We start from the raw sequence: 14,932 nt of genomic DNA, 5'->3' as shown, positions 1-14,932 counted from the left end.
ATGGGTAAGATAAAGGTCCTCGACAAACATGTAGCTTCGCTTATCGCTGCCGGAGAGGTAGTGGGAAGAAGCGGCTCCGTTATAAAGGAGCTTGTTGAAAACTCAATAGATGCGGGAGCGGACAGTATAAGCGTGGAGATAAAGGCCGGAGGCAGCGCTTTCATGCGCGTTTCCGACAACGGCTGCGGCATGACCAAGGAGGACGCAGGACTTTGCCTGCTTCGTCATGCGACGAGCAAGCTTTCAGACGAGGCTGGGCTGGAGGCGATAACGAGCCTCGGCTTTCGCGGCGAGGCGCTCTCCTCGATCTGCGCCGTTTCGCGCATGGAGATACTTACGAAAACAAAAGACGACGAGGCGGGAATACTTTTAAGAGCCGAGGGCGGCGAGATCTTTTCTATCTCAAAGGCGGGATGTCCCACGGGCACTACGGTGATCGTGCGCGACCTTTTTTACAATACGCCCGCAAGGCTTAAATTCCTAAAGCGCGATTCGGCGGAAGCGGCGCATATTTCGGATATAATGTCGCGCATCGCGCTGGGAAATCCCTCTATAGCATTTAAGCTCATACGCGACGGCAATACGGTAATGCAGACTTATGGTGACGGAGAGCTTAAAAACGCCGTTTACGCCGTATGGGGCAAAAGAATTTTAGACGGCATGACAGACGTCGATTATGAAAAATCGGGCATAAAGGTAAGCGGACTTGTGTGCGCGCCGTATGCCGCAAAAAACAACAGGTCGTTTCAGAATTTTTATATAAACGGAAGATTTGTGCGCTCGAAGCTTTTGTCGGCGGCGCTTTCGGAAGCATATTCGCCCAATCTTTTTACAGGCAGGTTCCCCGTGGCCGTGCTTCATATCGAGATCGCGCCTTCCGCGGTAGACGTTAACGTCGATCCCGAAAAGCTTACAGTGAAGTTTTCAAATGAGAGAGACCTTTTTGATACGGTATATTTTGCCGTAAAGAGCGCGCTTTCCGAAAGCGGCGTAAAGCCTGCGCGCATAGGCCCGAAGTATACGGCGGCCGACTTTGGATCCGCACCGATTCAGACGGCGTTCATATCGCCGCGAGCAGAGGATGAAAAAGCGCAAAACGCTTTTTCGTTAAGGCAGGACAGCGTATTAAAAAACGCCGTAAAACAGGGCGGCGCGCTGACCTTGCCCGATCTTTCCAAAGATGCGCCGAAAAAGCCCGACGACACGCCGGACGGCATCATGACAGACCGCGTTTATGTATATGATCCGGACAGTGCGGACATAAGAGCGAATATAAGAAAAGAAAACAAAACGCCCAAGTTTGGGAACACTCTTAAAAATGAGACGTATCCCGATCATCCGATCATAAACACAGGCGAAGAAATAACGCCGGATGTTTTTGTCGTGGGAGAGCTCTATTCAACATATATCATAGCTCAAAGCGGCGATATAACGTATATTATCGATAAGCACGCCGCCCATGAGCGCATAATTTTTGAACGGATACGCGGTCGAAGCGAGGCTGCTTCACAGATCCTTCTTTCGCCGGAAAGCATAACGCTGTCGCCCAAGGATTTTGAGATCGTCATGTCGGGAAAAGAAGCGCTTTCGAATATGGGATTTGATATAGAGGACTTCGGCACGAATACCGTGCTTGTACGCGCCGTTCCGTTTGATGCGGCAGAGGCCGATACAGAGCAGCTCATATATGAGCTTATAGCCGATATCGAACGCGCGCATGATAGGAAAAGCGCGTCTGCAACGGAAGAAATGCTTAAAACCGTTGCCTGCAAGGCGGCGATAAAGGCGGGGTATGTGACGTCGAAAAGAGAGATGGAGGAGCTTTCTAAGCTCGTTTTATCAGACTCAAGATATAAATACTGTCCGCACGGCAGACCGACTTATCTGAAGCTTACAAATGACGATTTGAAAAAACAGTTTTCGCGCACATAGGCGCAGTATGTTTTTTATATAGTTTTTGGTATAATTATGGAAAAGATACGTGTAGTTGTTATATGCGGCCCTACCGCTACGGGAAAAACAAAGCTTTCGGTAGAGCTGTGCCGAAAGTTTTCGGGCGAAGTCGTAAATGCCGATTCCATGCAGGTCTATAGAATGCTTGATATAGGCTCGGCCAAGCCCGGCGAACGCGAGCGCGGCGGCATACCGCATCATATGATGGACGTTGTGGATCCGGCCCAAAGCTTCAACGTGTCGGATTATTGTAAAATGGCCGGCGAATGTATAGCCGATATAAACAAAAGAGGAAAGCTGCCCTTTTTGGTGGGAGGCACGGGCCTTTATATCGATTCTCTTATCGGAGGCGTAGACTTCTCTCCCATAGAAAACGACTATGAGTATAGAGCGGCTTTAAGCTTGCGCATAAAAAACGAGGGCACGGCGCCGCTTTATACTGAGCTTTTAAAAATCGATCCGAGCTCGGCTGAGAAGATAAACATAAACGACGAAAAGCGCATAATCCGCGCTCTTGAGATATACCATGTCACGGGCAAGACGAAATCATATTTTTCAGAATGCTCGAAATTGCAGGAAAGCAGATACGCTCCGCTTTATATAGGTCTTAATTACCATGACCGCGCGCTTATGTATGAACGTATACGCGCGCGTGTAGACGAAATGATGCGCGCGGGGCTATTGGAAGAAGTAAATACTTTATCGCGCATAGACGGGTTTTTATCATCCACGGCGTCAAGAGGCATAGGATACAAGGAGGTTTTCCCCTTTCTTCGCGGAGAGGAAACGCTGGAAAATACTATTGAAAGCATAAAAAGAGCTTCTACGCGCTATGCAAAGCGTCAGCTTACGTGGTTTCGCAGAAATAATGATATAAATTGGCTTTATGCGGACGGAGACGGAGGCTTTGAGGCGATGCGGCGCGACGCTGAAAAGCTTGTCGGCGAGTTTTTGAAATAAAAGGTGAAATATGAACAGAGATGAGAATAAGCAAAGCACTACGAGCATGGGCTCGTTCATAATATATTTTGTGGCGGCAGCTTTCGTGCTGTTCTTGTGCGTTCAGGGATACAACGCCGTTTTTAGGAGCGTTCCCACGGAGAGCGCGTCGCGCGGAGTCGCTACGGAGTCGTATAACGTCACGGGAGTTGTGTTTAGAGACGAGGAGATGCTTTACGGCTACGGCAGGGAGGGCATGATAGATTATATCGTTGACAACGGCGAAAAGCTTGCGAGAGGCGCTACTGTGGCGCAGTATTATCCGTCTCAGGAGGATATAGACAACCGCCAGAAGGCGGCCGCGCTTGAGGCTGAGCTTGCAAGCTATACCGACGTTTTGGCGAGCGCCCAGGTGGGCAGCACCGACGCGAGGATGAACGACCTTTCGCTGGACAGAAATATACAGCTTATAATGAACTATAATAAAAAGGGCGACTACAGAAGCTCAAGCTCCATGAAGAACGAGATAAGAATGCTCATAAACAGAAAGCGATACATTGCCGGCGAGGCGCTGAGCTTTGACAGCGAGATAGACGAAATAGCAGCGAAGCTAAGTGAGATAGGCGTGTCGGAAAGCCGCGTTTTAAGCGAGATATACGCGCCGATAGGCGGATATTTTTCGAGGACGTTCGACGGATATGAGGAGCGATTGAATACTTATACGATGGAATATTACGACGTGCCGGCGATAAAGGATCTGATGGCTTCGCAGCCGGACGACCTTACGATGTACGGCATAGGAAAGGTGGTCGCAAGCTTTGAGTTTTATTACGTGGCGCTTGCGGACAAATCGATCGCCGACAATTTCCAAAAGGGCCAGAGCGTACAGATAAGGTTCAAGGGCTCGGAGGATATGCTGTATCCCGCCACGGTGTCCGAAATGATCGGACCGTATGACAATACGTACGTTGTGAGGTTCAAGTCGAATTATACCTCGAACGCGATGAACCTTGAGCGTATGCCCGAGGCGGAGATAATAACGGCGCAGTATTCAGGCATAAGAGTGCCGAAGAGCGCAGTAAGAATGATAGACGGCAAGGAGGGCGTTTTTGTGCTTGTCGGCTCAATAGCGCGATTCAGGGAGATACAGACGCAGTATCTTGAGGGCGATTATTATATCGTCAGGGAAGATAACACATCAAACAACGCTCTGCTTTTGGGAGACCAGATAATAGTGCAGGGTACGGATATATATGAAGGCAAGGTTATGAGGTAGGTGAAAGAGCCGTGACAGTAAAAGAGAATTATGAAAAAATAAAGGAGCGTGTGCGCTTGGCAGCCGAAAGGTGCGGACGCAGCCCCGATGAAATAGAGATAGTATGCGTTTCAAAATCTGTTGACGCCGAAACGGCGAGAGAAGCCCTAAGAGCGGGAGTGAGGATAATAGGAGAAAACCGGGCGCCCGATTTCTTAAAAAAATATGAAGCGCTCCATGATGAGGCGAAATGCCACTTTATCGGACATTTGCAGACGAACAAGGCGGCTAAGATAGTGGGACGCGCAGACCTTATCCAGTCGCTAGACAGCATAAGGCTTGCAAAAGAGATATCGCGTATCGCCGTAAACCGCGGCGTCACTGTCGACACGCTTGTAGAGATAAACATAAGCGGAGACGAAAATAAATACGGCATAAAAAAAGAGGAGCTCGACGACTTTTTAGCGGAAATAGCTAAAATTCCCAACATAAGGGTAAGGGGGCTTATGTCAATAGGCCCTCTTCACGGCGATAAAGAAAAAATACGCCAATGCTTTTCGGATATGTATAAATTATTTATTGACACGCGCGCAAAAAAATATGATAATATAAAAGATAATATAAAAATGGAAGTACTCTCTCTGGGAATGAGCTCAGATTTTGAGCTGGCAATAGAATGCGGCTCAAATATGATACGAGTCGGAACAGCATTTTTTGAAAATATAAACAACGGATAAAGGAGATTAGCTATGAGTATCTTAAAGAAATTCAAGGATATGGTAGGTATGGACGATCCCGATGAACTCGAGGGCGAGGGCATATACGACCCCGAAGACGATGAAGCGGTGGATGAGGCGCCTGTCTATACTCCCGACCCCACGCCGGAGCCTCCTAAGAGGAGCAGACCCTCTTTCAGCACATCTGTGTCTTCCTCGGTGCCTAATGCATCAAACCTTCAGGTCGTTTTGGTAAAGCCGGAGCAGTTCGAGAATGCGCGGGAGATCGCCGATCATCTGAATACGAAGAAAACCGTTGTTTTAAACCTTGAATCTGCCAACAACGAAACTTCAAGAAGACTTATCGACTTTTTGTCGGGAGTTGCATATGCAAACAGCGGCAGACTTCAGAAGGTTGCCTCAAGCACCTTTATAATAATCCCCTATAACGTGGAAATGAGGGGCGAGATACTTGACGAGATCGAAAACAGCGGAATATTCTTTTGATGCGATTTGATTTCACGAGTTTAAAAGATTTTGCTTTCAAAGAGATAGATTAGGAAAGGAATGATACTTCCATGTATGAAGATGCAGATAACACCCGCCAGGCTATAGAAGGGGCGCAGCTGGAGGCTGTTTTTTCAAAGGTAAGCAAATTTGCCGAGTCAAGAGACGTTGCGGACAGTATAAACGAGAAGAAGCTCGTGGTAGTGAATCTTGAGAACGCGCCGCAGGATATAGAAAGACGCGTAGTGGATTTTCTTTCGGGAGTGGCTTATGCAAACAGCGCTACTCTTTCAAAGATCGCGGCCAGCACCTTTGTAGTTACGCCGTATTTTGTTGAGACGCTTAACGAGATGCGCGGTTCGTTGGGCGGCGCATCCTTCGACAACATTTCGTTCTAAGGAGACGAAAAGGAGGAGTGACGTATAGGAGCGTTTGTAAGCCTTATAACGGGCATATTATGGATCCTTCAGATGCTTATCATAATACGCGCGGTCATTTCGTGGATACGTATAAATCCAAATAAGGTTACATATTGGATAGTACGCATAACGGAACCGATACTTGCGCCGATAAGAAAGCTGATGATGCGCTCATCTTTTTTGCGTCAGTTTCCGGTCGATTTTTCTCCGGTGGCAGCATATTTTATTTTAGCGTTGGTTTCAAGAATGATCAGACGTTTGTATTATTACAGCCTTTTTTAAGGGGCGGCTTGTTATTTTATTGGTGAAAGGTGTGATGTTATGACTTTGCAGGATATAACCGACCGCAAATTTGATAAAGCTCTTCACGGGTACAAGATAGACGATGTAGATGCTTTTGTCTCTGAGGTCGCGTCAGAGTATGAGCGGATCTTGCAGGAGAACAGCGACTTAAAGCATAAAATGACCATACTTGCCGATAAGATACAGGAATACCGCGAAGCGGAAGAGTCACTTAAGGCGGCGCTTGTATCGGCGCAGCGCATGGGAGATTCCGTTACCATGGACGCCCGCCGTCAGGGCGAGGCTATAATTGCAGATGCAAGAGAAAAAGCCGAGCGCGCCATGAACAACGTAAACCTTCAGATACTTACGGAGAAGCGAAAGCTTGAAGAGGTAAAAAGAGAGACGCAGATATTCAAAGGACGTCTGCTGTCGCTGTATAAATCACAGATAACGATGCTCGAAACGATCCCGGGGATCGACCAAAGCGGCGAACAAGAGGACGGGCAGTAAGTTATAATAATTATCAAAATTACGGCGGACATAAAAAGTCCGCCTATATTTCATTACAGAGGCCCCGATGCGGGGGATAAAAGGAGAGAATTAGAGATATGGCAAACGACTACAATGCCACGGTGAACCTGCCGAAGACCGATTTTCCGATGAGGGCAAATCTTCCGAAGAGAGAGCCCGAAATATTAAAAAAGTGGCAGGATGAAAAATTATACGAGCAGATAATGGCGAAAAACGAGGGCAAGCCCCTGTTTATACTCCACGACGGGCCGCCCTATGCAAACGGCGACATACATCTCGGTCACGCCCTGAATAAGATATTAAAGGACGTTATCATAAGATATAAAAACATGTCGGGCTTTAAGGCGCCTTACGTTCCCGGATGGGATACGCACGGACTGCCGATAGAGCTTCAGGCCGTTAAAAAGCTTAAGCTCAACCGTGAGGAGGTAGACCCGATAACCTTCCGCAAGGCATGTGAAGAGTTTGCTCTAGGTTATGTAAACAATCAGAAGGAGCAGTTCGTCCGTTTGGGCAGCATCGGCGACTACGAAACTCCTTACCTCACGCTTCGTCCGGAATTTGAGTCAAAGCAGATAGAGGTATTCGGCGAAATGGCGAAGAAGGGCTACATCTACAAGGGCTTAAAGCCCGTTTACTGGTGTCCCGACTGCCAGACGGCTCTGGCCGAGGCCGAGATAGAATACGATAACGACCCCTGCACTTCGATATTCGTAAAATTCAGAGTTAAGGACGACAAGGGAAAGCTTTCGGGCATAACGGGCGACCTTAAAAAGACGTATTTCGTTATCTGGACGACTACGACGTGGACCATACCCGCGAACCGTGCGATAGCGCTCAATCCCGACTTTGAATATGCCGTAGTTTCGGCAAACGGCGAGTATTATATCATGTCGTCGGAGCTTACCGACGGCGTTATGAAGACGGCGGGCATAGAGGAATATAAGATCATAGCAAAAATGACGGGCTCCGAGTTTGAATATATGGTAGCCGAGCATCCGTATCTTCCCGATATAGATTCCACCGTTATTTTGGGCGACCACGTAACGCTTGAAGCCGGCACGGGCTGCGTTCACACGGCTCCCGGCCACGGTGCCGACGACTTTACCGTGGGCAAGAAGTACAACATACCCGTTGCGGTACCCGTTGACGAAAAGGGCTATCTTACCGAGGAGGCAGGCAAGTTTGCCGGCATATATTACGAAAAATCAAATGCGCTCATAATCGAGGAATTAGAGAGCAGAGGACTTCTTTTGGCGCATTTCGACATAGAGCACCAGTATCCGCACTGCTGGAGATGCAAAAAGCCGATAATCTTCCGCGCGACTGAGCAGTGGTTCGCGTCGATAGATAAATTCCGCGACAAGGCTGTAGAGGAAGTAAAGAAGGTAACGTGGATACCCGCATGGGGCGAGGAAAGAATAACCGGCATGGTGCGCGACCGCTACGACTGGTGCATTTCGCGCCAGAGGGTATGGGGCGTTCCGATACCGATATTCTATTGTGAGGAATGCGGCCACGAGCTTATAAACGACGATACGATAGCTGCGGTTGCGGCTCTGTTCAAAAAAGAGGGCTCGAACGCATGGTACAAGTATTCGGCAGAGGAGATACTGCCGAAGGGCTCCAAGTGCGAAAAGTGCGGCCATGATCATTTCAGAAAAGAAAGCGACATCATGGACGTATGGTTCGACTCCGGCTCGTCGCACCGCGGCGTTTTGGAGGTAAGAGACGACCTTCGCTATCCGAGCGACATGTATCTTGAGGGTCAGGATCAGTATAGAGGCTGGTTCCAGTCGTCGCTGCTCACTTCTGTGGCAACGCGCGGAGTGGCCCCGTATAAAACGGTGCTCACGCACGGCTTCGTTGTTGACGGCGAGGGCAAGAAGATGTCAAAATCGCTCGGCAACGTAATAAGCCCGCTCAATATAATAAAGGAATACGGCGCAGATATTTTAAGACTTTGGGTAATGTCCTCCGACTACCGCGTTGACGTAAGACTTTCAAAGGATATCTTAAAGCAGCTTTCGGAGTCGTACAGAAAGATAAGAAACACGGCAAGGTTTATATTAGGCAACCTTACGCACTTCGACCCCAATACCGATATGGTAGATTTTAAGGATATGTATGAGATAGACCGGTGGGCGCTTATGAGGCTTGAAAAGCTTGTTAAGCGCGTGCGCGAGGCATACGACGCATCGGAGTATCACGGCGTTTTCCACGCCGTACACGGCTTCTGTGTCGTAGACATGTCGAATTTTTATCTTGACATAATCAAAGACAGGCTGTATATTGAAGAGACACACGGACTTGCGCGCCGTTCGGCTCAGTCGGCAATGTATAAGATACTCGAGTCGCTCGTGCTTTTACTCTCTCCGGCGATCTGCTTTACGGCGGAGGAGATATGGCAGTATATGCCGCACACGAAGGAGCATGACACAGGCAGCGTAAGCTTTAACGAAATGCCGTCTTACAGCGGACAGTACGAGGACGCGGCCTTAGAGGAAAAGTGGGAGAAGATACTTCTTTTAAGAGAGGACGCGAAGAAAGCGCTTGAAAGCGCGCGCGCCGCAAAGATCATAGGCGCTTCGCTTGAATCCGAGGTCACGATATTCTGCAATGACGAATCATACGAATTTGTAGATTCCATAAAGGAAGACCTTCCGACGATATTCATAGCGTCTCACGTTCACGTAGAAAAGGGCGAGAGCGCGGACGCGCTGCCCGGCGAAAAATTCGCAGGCATATCCGTGCTTGTTAAAAAGGCCGACGGTCATAAGTGCGAACGCTGCTGGATGTATGTCGACGAGCTTTCTGATGATTCAAATCATCCTACGCTTTGCAAGCGCTGCGCAGGCATTGTGGGATAAAAGATGTAAAGTAAATATGTAAGCGGCACGTTTGTGCCGCTTTCTTTCCGAACGGAGATAAACATGCCACTTAATATAATCGTCATTATTCTCATAATCGCGTTTGACCAGATAGTAAAATGGTGGGCGTCATACTCGCTGAGATTCACAGGTTCCATACCTGTCGTCGGGAACGCGATACAGTTCACTTATGCCGAAAACAAGGGGGCGGCGTTTTCGTCATTTACGTCGCATACGGATCTGCTTATAGTAATCTCGGCGGTGTTCGTTGTCGTCGCGCTCATTCTTTTGATAAAGTATTACAGATCAAGTGCGCTGCTTCGATGGAGCCTCCTGTTCATAATCGGAGGAGCAATAGGCAATCTTATAGACAGAGTCCGCCTTTCTTACGTGGTGGATATGATAGATTTCAGGATAATCAATTTTCCGATATTCAATGTGGCCGATTCTTTTATAAGCATAGGCGCGGTGATCTTAGTGATATACGCTCTTAAGGATCTTACGCATGCGGGGAGAAAACGACGTGGAGAAAGCTGAGTTTATAGTTTCGGACGCCGAAGCGGGAATGCGGCTCGACGTTTTCGTTTCCAAGAAGCTCGGCGCAACGAGAAGCGCCTGCCAGCATATGATAGACGGAGGTCTCGTCACGGCGGGCGGCGAAAACCGCACAAAGAATTACAAGCTGAGACAGGGCGACGCCGTAAGCGTAACGCTTTCGCCGCCGAAGCAGACGTCGCTTACGGCGCAGGATATCCCGCTCGACGTAGTGTATGAGGACGACGATATCATAGTGATAAATAAGCCCAAGGGGCTTGTGGTGCACCCCGCGCCCGGCCATGAGGACGGCACGCTCGTAAACGCGCTCATGTACCATGCGGGAGAGTCGCTTTCGGGGATCAACGGAGAGCTTCGCCCGGGGATAGTCCATCGCATCGACAAGGACACTTCGGGGCTTTTGGTGGCGGCGAAGAACGACGAGTCGCATATAAAGCTTTCCGACGATTTGAAGGAGCATAAAATACGGCGCAGATACATGGCCGTAGTACTGGGACGTGTGCGGCAAGACGGCACGGTGAACAAGCCCATCGGCCGTCATAAGGCCGACAGAAAAAAGATGGCCGCCTTCGGCGCGGCTTCGCGCGAGGCGGTAACGCATTATAAAGTCGTTGAATACTTAAACGGATATACGCTTGTTATGTGCGAGCTTGAAACGGGACGCACACATCAGATCCGCGTGCATATGGCCTCGATAGGCCATCCTATAGCGGGCGACCCGCTCTATGGGGCAAAGAACGACAAGTCGGGAGAGGATGCGCAGCTTCTTTGCGCCGTGCATCTTGAGCTTACCCATCCGCGAACGGGCGAGCGCATGGAATTCGACGTTGAGCCGCCCAAGTATTTTAAAGATTTTGTCTTAAAGAAAAAGGAAAGGACGAATGAAGAAATATAACGGTATATTACTCATAACCGACGTTGACGGAACGCTTATGTCTAAAGATATGCGCGTAAGCGAACGAAACAGACGCGCCGTTTCCGAGTTCATAAGGGAAGGCGGCGCTTTTTGTCTTGCTACGGGCAGGAACAAAAACTCGATAAAATCCGTCACAAGCCAGATCGAAATAAACGCGCCGTGCATTCTTGTAAACGGCTGCATGATCTACGACGCGGCGGCAGAGCGCGTTGTTTGGGAGCGTTATTCCGACGAAAAACGCTTAAAGGAGATGCTTTTCGATATAATGGCGCTTGAAGAAAGCGTGGGCGTGGAAATATTCACGGGCAGAGGCATGTGCGTCGTTCGCGGCAACGCTATGACGGAGGTACACAAGGCGCGCGACTCCAAGGATTATTATGCTTCGCCGCTTCATGACGTGCCCGCGCCGCTTTATAAGGGCATACTTACGGACGAGCCAAATGAGCTTATCGCCGTTTCAAAGAGGATCGAAAAAAGCGGCATAAAGGAAAAATATCCCGACTATCGTTTTGTTTTTTCGGAGGATATTTTTCTTGAGATACTGCCCGCCGACGCTTCGAAGGGCGGCGCGCTTTCACAGCTTTTAAAAGCCTGCGGGGACAGATTTAAAAAGGTATACGCCGTAGGAGACAATTTTAACGATTTAGAGCTGCTTTCGGCCGCCGACTTTGCGGCAGCGCCGAAAAACGCGGTCGATGAAGTGAAATGCGCGGCCGACGCCATAGTGAGCGAAAGCTTTGACGGCGCGATAGCGGACGTAATAGATATTATAAAAAACACGGCAGGGTGACGCGCCCTGCCGCAAATTTTATTCCCACTCGCTCCAGACTTCGGGAGCGTAGCCCACGGTGGCTTTTTTGCCGTTTCGCACAACGGGAGTTTTCATAAGCCCCGGATTTTCCAAAAGCTTTTCCTCTATCGCGCTTTCGGGCGAGAGATACTTTATATAAAGCCGCTCGTAATCCTTTGACTTTTCGTCTATAAGCGCCGCCATGCCAACGGCGGCCTTAACGCTTCTGTATTCGCCTCGGCTCATGGGATAGCGCATTATATCTATGAACTGATACTTTATGCGCCGCTCCTTAAAGTAGCGTTCTGCCTTTTTCGTATCGAAGCACTTTGATTTTCCGTATATCTGTATGTTCATTTATCTCTCTCCCTTTCGTCTTTGGAAGCTGTAGCCTATTGATAAAAGTACGCCCTTAGGCATAAGGCGCGTAAGGAAGCTGCCGACCTTAAATGCCGCGCCGGGAACTATCGTCACCTTGTCTTCAAACATTTTCTTTAGCGCATATTCAGCTACGGCGGCGGAGTTCTGACCTTTTACCGCAAATTTTACGCCTGCCGTATCGTTGAATTCGGTATCTACCGGGCCGGGGCAAAGAGCGGAAAGGCGAACGCGGCTGCCGCGTTTTTTCAACTCGTAGCTTACGGCCTCGGTAAGCCTTAGAACATAAGCCTTGGAGGCGTAATACGACGACAAAAGCGGGCCCGGCATAAAGGCGGCGACAGACGCAACATTCAGTATGCGCCCCGAGTCCTTCTTTATGAAGTCTTTAAGGAAAAGCTTCATCAGGATATCGACGGCACATACATTAACGTCTATCATTTCAAGCTCGCGCCCAAGGTCTATCTCGGAAAACGCGCCGAATATGCCGAAGCCTGCGTTGTTTATAAGAAGGTCTATATCTTCGTCCTTTGTAAGCTCGTAAAGCTTAAAGCAGTTTTCGCGTATCGATAAGTCGACGGGTATTATCTTGGCGCCGTGCGTAAGATCGGCCGCAAGCTCTTTCATGCGGTCTTCGCGCCTTGCGGCTAAAATAAGATCGTATCCCATTTTGTCAAGCGCGCGCGCAAAGTCGCGCCCTATGCCGGAGCTTGCGCCCGTTATCAATGCTTTCACGGAAATTTTTCTCCTTTTAGATCGTCTTTATCCTCGTTTGTTTCCCGTATGGTTATTCTGTGGTTCTCTTCCGATGCGTCGTAAAGCATACGAAGAAGCGCCGGATATCGCGCGCCCATCGCCGCTTCAAGCGCAGGCAGATTTTTAAGCTGTATCGTTACGCTTTCCGACATGTCGGTAAGACAGTCGTAAAGCGCGTCCAGATTTCGCCCGTACCATGGCGGAAGTTTAAGCGAGGTCTCGAATATAGTATGTATATCTTCGTGGCTTTTAACCGCGCTTCCGTCGATAATTACAGTAGTCATATCTATTCCTCCCCGTAAAGCAGCGTAAAGCTTTCGTAATGGTCTTCGGTGTAATATATAAGGCCGTCGTTTGAGAAAACGATGCGTTTTGCGCCGCGTGATTTTGCGCCCAGCGTATCAATGTCACATTCCGTATACGTCCGCCCTTTCTTATCCGGCAAAAGCCCCTCGTAATTTCCGAACCTGTCGCCGCCTATGCACATTCCGGTGGCATATTTTTCAAGTCGGCCTCCGGACCAGCCGAGAGCGCGCGCTTCTTTTTTCGTGATGAAGTTCGAGGGCAGACGGCCGTAGGTGTGGATATACAGCGCCACGTCCTCTGCATGGGTGTAGCTTCCGTTTTCGTCTATAAGCGGCTCCATTTGCTCCTCGGGCTGTGCGTACGGTTCGTCGTATCGTTCGTCATACGGCTCGTCATACGAGTCGTCGTACTGCTCATCATAAGTGTCGTCATACGAGTCGTCGTATTGCTCTTCCTCGTATGGGTCGTCGTACGCTCCTCTTTCGTCCGAGCCGCTGTCGGAAGCGCCGCATCCGGCGAACATGATAAGCATAATAAACGCCAAAAACAGCGCTGCGATCCTTTTGAATTTCATAAAATCACACTCCTTCGTTCATTATACTGCCTATGTGCGCGCATTTCAATTTTTTACGGCGAAAAATATTGCATAATATGTGCAAATTGTATTGATTTTTGTCGAATTAAAGAGTACTATTATATTAAATAAACAAAAAAATATCAGGGGAGGTATACTCATGGGCAAATTTGTTATTAAAACAACTAAAACCGGCATCAAGTTCGACCTTAAGGCGGGAAACGGAGAAGTGATCGCAACTTCCGAGGTATATAAAAGCCTCAATTCCTGCAAAAAGGGCATAGCCAGCGTTCAGAAAAACGCTCCGAAAGCTGCGGTAGAGGATCAGACCGTTGAAGGCTTTGCCAAGGAAAAGCACCCCAAATTTGAGATATACAAAGACAAAGCAGGCGAGTTCAGATTCCGTTTAAAGGCTACCAACGGCCAGATAATCGCCGTAAGCGAGGGCTACAAGGCGATGAAGAGCTGTGTAAACGGCATAGACTCCGTTAAGAAGAACGCAGCCGACGCCAAGGTGGAGACGGCAAAGGAAGAGGAAAAGGCGGCTCCGAAGAAAGCGGCTAAGGCTAAGAAGAAATAAAATATCTCGTTTTACTTTTCCCGCTTACTGTTCGATGCGGCGAAAGCGAGCGCACGACACGGCAGGGGAGGCGGATTTGTCCGGCCTCCCCTCTGTTTTTGTTAGCAAGCGGCTAAGGCGGCTCATGAGCCTGTTTTGTTATATAAATAATTATTATATATTCACGCAAAAAACCTTTGACAAGCAATATTTTTAGTGTTATACTTTCCTTTAGCCGCGTGTCTACGGTTTTTAAAGGTCACGCCCTGCCGTATACAGCGAGTTTTTAAGAAAGCGAGGTGCATCTTTTTGTACGCTATAATCAAAACAGGCGGAAAACAGTACAAGGTGCAGGAAGGCGACACGATTTTTGTAGAAAAGCTTCCCGTTGAGGAAGGCGGTACCGTTACGTTTGACGAGGTGCTTGCAGTTGGGACCGACGACGGTCTGAAGGTCGGCGCTCCCGTGCTTGACGGCGCAACTGTTGAGGCCAATGTAGCCAAGAACGGTAAGGCTAAGAAAATTATCATCTTCAAGTACAAGTCTAAAAAGGGTTACAGACGCAAGCAGGGTCACAGACAGCCTTATACCAAGGTTGAGATAACCAAGATCAACGCGTAACC

General features: G+C 48.8%; 18 protein-coding genes. 14 read left to right on the top strand and 4 right to left on the bottom strand.

Annotation, left to right across the window (positions count from 1 at the left end):
- The 12 genes from mutL to IJG50_05265 all read left to right on the top strand — a co-directional run bounded on the left by mutL (window position 1) and on the right by IJG50_05265 (window position 11,736).
- The gene (gene mutL / locus IJG50_05320) at window positions 1-1,932 is read left to right on the top strand and encodes a DNA mismatch repair endonuclease MutL (protein ID MBQ3379271.1); all 1,932 of its coding nucleotides are present in this window, start codon (window positions 1-3) and stop codon (window positions 1,930-1,932) included.
- A 36-nt stretch (window positions 1,933-1,968) separates the two neighbouring features.
- Entirely contained in the window at window positions 1,969-2,913 is a 945-nt protein-coding gene (gene miaA / locus IJG50_05315) for a tRNA (adenosine(37)-N6)-dimethylallyltransferase MiaA (protein ID MBQ3379270.1), read from the top strand.
- A 10-nt stretch (window positions 2,914-2,923) separates the two neighbouring features.
- Window positions 2,924-4,168 (top strand): hypothetical protein, encoded by a 1,245-nt coding sequence (locus IJG50_05310; protein ID MBQ3379269.1) that lies wholly within the window; start codon window positions 2,924-2,926, stop codon window positions 4,166-4,168.
- A gap of 11 nt (window positions 4,169-4,179) precedes the next feature.
- Window positions 4,180-4,884, top strand: a complete 705-nt coding sequence (locus tag IJG50_05305; GenBank protein ID MBQ3379268.1) for a YggS family pyridoxal phosphate-dependent enzyme — start codon at window positions 4,180-4,182, stop codon at window positions 4,882-4,884.
- Window positions 4,885-4,896: 12 nt separating this feature from the next.
- Window positions 4,897-5,370, top strand: coding sequence for a cell division protein SepF (gene sepF / locus IJG50_05300; GenBank protein MBQ3379267.1), 474 nt, complete (start codon window positions 4,897-4,899; stop codon window positions 5,368-5,370).
- Window positions 5,371-5,441: 71 nt separating this feature from the next.
- Window positions 5,442-5,768 carry a cell division protein SepF gene (locus tag IJG50_05295; protein MBQ3379266.1) on the top strand — a complete coding sequence of 109 codons (327 nt, stop codon included), beginning with the start codon at window positions 5,442-5,444 and terminating at the stop codon, window positions 5,766-5,768.
- Window positions 5,769-5,840: 72 nt separating this feature from the next.
- Window positions 5,841-6,071, top strand: a complete 231-nt coding sequence (locus IJG50_05290; GenBank protein MBQ3379265.1) for a YggT family protein — start codon at window positions 5,841-5,843, stop codon at window positions 6,069-6,071.
- A gap of 39 nt (window positions 6,072-6,110) precedes the next feature.
- On the top strand, window positions 6,111-6,584 hold the full coding sequence (locus IJG50_05285; GenBank protein ID MBQ3379264.1) for a DivIVA domain-containing protein: 474 nt from the start codon (window positions 6,111-6,113) through the stop codon (window positions 6,582-6,584).
- Window positions 6,585-6,682: 98 nt separating this feature from the next.
- Window positions 6,683-9,475, top strand: a complete 2,793-nt coding sequence (gene ileS / locus IJG50_05280) for an isoleucine--tRNA ligase (GenBank protein MBQ3379263.1) — start codon at window positions 6,683-6,685, stop codon at window positions 9,473-9,475.
- Between the two features lie 63 nt (window positions 9,476-9,538).
- Window positions 9,539-10,012: a signal peptidase II gene (lspA, locus tag IJG50_05275; protein ID MBQ3379262.1), complete on the top strand. Its 474-nt coding sequence runs from the start codon at window positions 9,539-9,541 to the stop codon at window positions 10,010-10,012.
- The gene (locus tag IJG50_05270; protein MBQ3379261.1) at window positions 9,981-10,925 is read left to right on the top strand and encodes an RluA family pseudouridine synthase; all 945 of its coding nucleotides are present in this window, start codon (window positions 9,981-9,983) and stop codon (window positions 10,923-10,925) included. Before lspA ends, IJG50_05270 begins: the two co-directional genes overlap by 32 nt.
- A complete protein-coding gene (locus IJG50_05265; GenBank protein MBQ3379260.1) occupies window positions 10,912-11,736 on the top strand; it encodes an HAD-IIB family hydrolase in 825 nt (274 codons plus the stop codon). The genes IJG50_05270 and IJG50_05265 overlap by 14 nt, the downstream gene beginning before the upstream one ends.
- Before the next feature lie 18 nt (window positions 11,737-11,754).
- Here the strand turns inward: IJG50_05265 and IJG50_05260 are convergent, their stop codons facing one another.
- From IJG50_05260 to IJG50_05245, 4 genes are read right to left on the bottom strand one after another with little or no spacing between them, the layout of a single operon-like run.
- A complete protein-coding gene (locus IJG50_05260) occupies window positions 11,755-12,093 on the bottom strand; it encodes an arsenate reductase family protein (GenBank protein ID MBQ3379259.1) in 339 nt (112 codons plus the stop codon).
- The gene (locus tag IJG50_05255; protein MBQ3379258.1) at window positions 12,094-12,849 is read right to left on the bottom strand and encodes an SDR family oxidoreductase; all 756 of its coding nucleotides are present in this window, start codon (window positions 12,847-12,849) and stop codon (window positions 12,094-12,096) included. It abuts the gene before it with no gap.
- Window positions 12,846-13,154, bottom strand: coding sequence for a barstar family protein (locus IJG50_05250; protein MBQ3379257.1), 309 nt, complete (start codon window positions 13,152-13,154; stop codon window positions 12,846-12,848). The genes IJG50_05255 and IJG50_05250 overlap by 4 nt, the downstream gene beginning before the upstream one ends.
- A gap of 2 nt (window positions 13,155-13,156) precedes the next feature.
- Window positions 13,157-13,699 (bottom strand): ribonuclease, encoded by a 543-nt coding sequence (locus IJG50_05245; protein ID MBQ3379256.1) that lies wholly within the window; start codon window positions 13,697-13,699, stop codon window positions 13,157-13,159.
- A 211-nt stretch (window positions 13,700-13,910) separates the two neighbouring features.
- On the opposite strand from IJG50_05245, the gene IJG50_05240 reads away from it, so the two are divergent.
- Both IJG50_05240 and rplU read left to right on the top strand, forming a co-directional pair.
- Complete coding sequence (locus tag IJG50_05240; protein ID MBQ3379255.1) at window positions 13,911-14,330, top strand: YegP family protein; 420 nt, start codon at window positions 13,911-13,913, stop codon at window positions 14,328-14,330.
- 288 nt (window positions 14,331-14,618) lie between these two features.
- A complete protein-coding gene (gene rplU, locus IJG50_05235; GenBank protein ID MBQ3379254.1) occupies window positions 14,619-14,930 on the top strand; it encodes a 50S ribosomal protein L21 in 312 nt (103 codons plus the stop codon).
- The last annotated feature ends 2 nt before the right edge of the window (window positions 14,931-14,932 follow it).

The organism is Clostridia bacterium, assembly GCA_017405765.1.
In the GTDB taxonomy this organism is placed as follows: domain Bacteria; phylum Bacillota; class Clostridia; order Oscillospirales; family RGIG577; genus RGIG577.
The sequence above is the reverse complement of the archived record's forward strand: the minus strand, read 5'-3'. Positions and strand labels throughout refer to the sequence as shown.

What these genes read in the sequence shown, in the direction of transcription:
- mutL (MBQ3379271.1), top strand. Translation starts at nt 1, where the DNA reads ATGGGTAAGATAAAGGTCCTCGACAAACATGTAGCTTCGCTTATCGCT.
- miaA (MBQ3379270.1), top strand. Translation starts at nt 1,969, where the DNA reads ATGGAAAAGATACGTGTAGTTGTTATATGCGGCCCTACCGCTACGGGA.
- IJG50_05310 (MBQ3379269.1), top strand. Translation starts at nt 2,924, where the DNA reads ATGAACAGAGATGAGAATAAGCAAAGCACTACGAGCATGGGCTCGTTC.
- sepF (MBQ3379267.1), top strand. Translation starts at nt 4,897, where the DNA reads ATGAGTATCTTAAAGAAATTCAAGGATATGGTAGGTATGGACGATCCC.
- IJG50_05295 (MBQ3379266.1), top strand. Translation starts at nt 5,442, where the DNA reads ATGTATGAAGATGCAGATAACACCCGCCAGGCTATAGAAGGGGCGCAG.
- IJG50_05290 (MBQ3379265.1), top strand. Translation starts at nt 5,841, where the DNA reads ATGCTTATCATAATACGCGCGGTCATTTCGTGGATACGTATAAATCCA.
- IJG50_05285 (MBQ3379264.1), top strand. Translation starts at nt 6,111, where the DNA reads ATGACTTTGCAGGATATAACCGACCGCAAATTTGATAAAGCTCTTCAC.
- ileS (MBQ3379263.1), top strand. Translation starts at nt 6,683, where the DNA reads ATGGCAAACGACTACAATGCCACGGTGAACCTGCCGAAGACCGATTTT.
- lspA (MBQ3379262.1), top strand. Translation starts at nt 9,539, where the DNA reads ATGCCACTTAATATAATCGTCATTATTCTCATAATCGCGTTTGACCAG.
- IJG50_05270 (MBQ3379261.1), top strand. Translation starts at nt 9,981, where the DNA reads ATGCGGGGAGAAAACGACGTGGAGAAAGCTGAGTTTATAGTTTCGGAC.
- IJG50_05265 (MBQ3379260.1), top strand. Translation starts at nt 10,912, where the DNA reads ATGAAGAAATATAACGGTATATTACTCATAACCGACGTTGACGGAACG.
- IJG50_05260 (MBQ3379259.1), bottom strand. Translation starts at nt 12,093, where the DNA reads ATGAACATACAGATATACGGAAAATCAAAGTGCTTCGATACGAAAAAG.
- IJG50_05250 (MBQ3379257.1), bottom strand. Translation starts at nt 13,154, where the DNA reads ATGACTACTGTAATTATCGACGGAAGCGCGGTTAAAAGCCACGAAGAT.
- IJG50_05245 (MBQ3379256.1), bottom strand. Translation starts at nt 13,699, where the DNA reads ATGTTCGCCGGATGCGGCGCTTCCGACAGCGGCTCGGACGAAAGAGGA.
- IJG50_05240 (MBQ3379255.1), top strand. Translation starts at nt 13,911, where the DNA reads ATGGGCAAATTTGTTATTAAAACAACTAAAACCGGCATCAAGTTCGAC.